Source organism: Marinobacter sp., from assembly GCF_033722195.1.
Taxonomy (GTDB): Bacteria; Pseudomonadota; Gammaproteobacteria; order Pseudomonadales; family Oleiphilaceae; genus Marinobacter.
Genome location: NZ_JAWVZL010000188.1, coordinates 1 through 2,591, shown reverse-complemented (window position 1 = coordinate 2,591; position 2,591 = coordinate 1). Strand labels below are relative to the sequence as shown.

Here is a 2,591-nt window from a genome sequence, read left to right as displayed (position 1 = left end):
CGTACTCTGACCGCCCAGCGCCTGGTGGGCTTCTGCCGGGGCTTGCAGATGCATCCGGCGGAGCTGTTTCTGGTGGAGGGGGCTGGCGGCTGGCGGGTTCCTTTGAACGACAGTGAAACCTATTCCCGCTTTGCCATGGAACTGGCGCTGCCGGTGATCCTGGTGGTGCCGCTGAAGCTGGGTTGCATCAACCATGCGCTGCTGACGGCCGAGGCCATTCGCAGCGATGGTCTGACCCTGGCGGGCTGGGTGGCCAACCGGCCGGAGCAGTCCATCATGGAGGCCGAAGCCGATACCCTGTCCTACCTGCAACGGCATCTGCCGGCTCCCTGCCTTGGCGTGCTGCCCTGGCAGTCGGCACCGGATCCGTTAGCGCTGGCCGCTCTGCTGGACGTGTCGCCGCTGATTGAAAACTGATCAGAGTTGTGGCTTACTGTAGCTGAATCTGGCAGAAGAGTGGTCGCCAAATGATCAACAACACGCTTGGCATCGGTATTCAGGGCATACAGGACGGCATCCAGGGTATGGACAATGCCGCACGCCGTATCGCCCGCGGTGGCGTCGACGGCCCCCAGGGCACAGCCAATGGATCCGGCGGCCTGCTGGAGCCCATGGTGGACCTGAAGCTGTACGAGCGGTCCGTGGAAGCCTCCGCGCAGGTGGTCAAGACCGCGGACGAAACCCTGGGTACCCTGCTGGACATCATGGCCTGACAGCCATTGCGCCAGACCCCATGAACCACACCGTGACCGGTTAGTACCGTGCCCATTTCTGGCAGCCTTCCTGCCATCACCCCTTTTTTCGTTCCGTCGCCCCGAGTTGCCGGCAGCCAGGCCGCTGAGGCCCCGCCTGCCCGGGAGGCAGCGTCGCCTTCCGCTGGTGCCGAGGCCCGGCGTTCCCAAGTCGATGCCCGGGCCACCCGGGAAACCGCCCAGCTGGACGAGGCCGAGCTCGACCTGTTGCGCAAGCTGAAAGCCCGGGACCGGGAGGTCCGTGCCCATGAGCAGGCCCACCAGGCGGTGGGCGGCGCCTACGCGGGCGCGGTTTCCTATACGTATCAGCGCGGCCCTGATGGCGCCCAGTACGCGGTGGGAGGAGAGGTTTCCATCGATGTGGCGCCGGTTGCCGGCGATCCCCAGGCCACCATCGACAAGATGCGCACGGTGCGGGCCGCGGCCCTGGCGCCGGCGGAGCCCTCCGGCCAGGATCGCGCCGTGGCCGCCCAGGCCATGCAGCTGATGCTGCAGGCCCAGACCGAACTGGCGATGATGCGCCTTGATGGCGAGTCCAAGGACAGTGCCGGCGCCTCAGCCGAGTCCCAGGGTCGCCCCGACGAGGCCGCCCGGGCCTATCGCGTGGTAGATGCGTTTGCCGATGGCCAGTCCACCGCCACTTCTCCGGACCGCTTCAACGCTCGCGCCTGAGCGTTCCGGCACCACCTGCTTACCCTTTATGCCCCGTTCGCCCGCTAAGGGCTATTAGCCGGATTTCCGGCTACCTATCGCTACACAAATTTCGACCCCGGCGCTTGACAAAGACGCTCTAGCAAACGTATGTTTCAAACAAGTGTTTGATGCAAGCGCCGGCCCACACGTGAGCGCTCGATCCCTGACAGGGCGTGCCGGCACCATCGGCGCCCTCCGCAAACACCAATATCAAGGCTTAGTGCTGCTCCGGATCCGCGGCTGCAGTCATGACCGTACAACTGAGGTGGATTCCATGCCTGAATACAAAGCGCCCCTGCGTGACATCAAGTTTGTTATGAGCGAGCTGCTGAACAGCGAGCAACACTACGCCAACCTGGAAGGTGCCGAAGACGCAACACCGGACATGATCGATGCGATCATCGGTGAGGGCGCGAAATTCTGTGAGCAGGTTCTGTCTCCCCTGAACCAGGTGGGTGACCGCGAGGGCTGCACCTGGAGCGAAGACGGTGTGAAGACTCCCACCGGCTTCAAGGAAGCCTACAAGCAGTATGTCGAGGGCGGCTGGCCGTCCATGACTGCCGATCCCAACTACGGCGGCCAGGGCCTGCCCCATTCTCTGGGCCTGGTGATGAGCGAGATGGTGGGTACCGCCAACTGGTCCTTCGGCATGTATCCGGGCCTGAGCCACGGTGCCACCAACACCATCGAGGCCCACGGCACCGAAGAGCAGAAGCAGGTCTACCTGACCAAGCTGATCAGCGGCGAGTGGACCGGTACCATGTGTCTGACCGAGCCCCATTGCGGTTCCGCCCTGGGTACCCTGCGCACCAAGGCCGAGCCCAACGCTGACGGCACCTATGCCATCACCGGCACCAAGATCTTCATCTCCGCCGGTGAGCACGACATGGCGGAGAACATTGTCCACATCGTCCTGGCCCGTCTGCCGGGCGCTCCGGAAGGCACCAAGGGTATTTCCCTGTTCATAGTGCCAAAGTGCCTGCCCAAGGACGACGGTTCCGCCGGCGAGCGCAATGCGGTGTCCTGTGGCTCCATCGAGCACAAGATGGGCATCCACGGCAACGCCACCTGCGTGATGAACTTCGACGGCGCCAAGGGCTGGCTGATCGGGCCGGAGAACAAGGGCCTGAACTGCATGTTCACCTT

General features: G+C 64.1%; 4 protein-coding genes. All 4 read left to right on the top strand.

Annotation, left to right across the window (positions count from 1 at the left end; genetic code table 11):
• Positions 1–417 (top strand): ATP-dependent dethiobiotin synthetase BioD (gene bioD / locus R3280_RS16650; RefSeq protein WP_318999727.1); only part of this gene is annotated, 417 nt, incomplete at its 5' end.
• A gap of 50 nt (positions 418–467) precedes the next feature.
• A complete protein-coding gene (locus R3280_RS16645; RefSeq protein WP_318999726.1) occupies positions 468–713 on the top strand; it encodes a flagellar biosynthesis protein FlgE in 246 nt (81 codons plus the stop codon).
• A 48-nt stretch (positions 714–761) separates the two neighbouring features.
• Positions 762–1,424, top strand: a complete 663-nt coding sequence (locus R3280_RS16640) for a putative metalloprotease CJM1_0395 family protein (RefSeq protein WP_318999725.1) — start codon at positions 762–764, stop codon at positions 1,422–1,424.
• A 295-nt stretch (positions 1,425–1,719) separates the two neighbouring features.
• Positions 1,720–2,591 (top strand): acyl-CoA dehydrogenase family protein (locus R3280_RS16635; protein WP_318999724.1); only part of this gene is annotated, 872 nt, incomplete at its 3' end.

What these genes read in the sequence shown, in the direction of transcription:
- R3280_RS16645 (WP_318999726.1), top strand. Translation starts at nt 468, where the DNA reads ATGATCAACAACACGCTTGGCATCGGTATTCAGGGCATACAGGACGGC.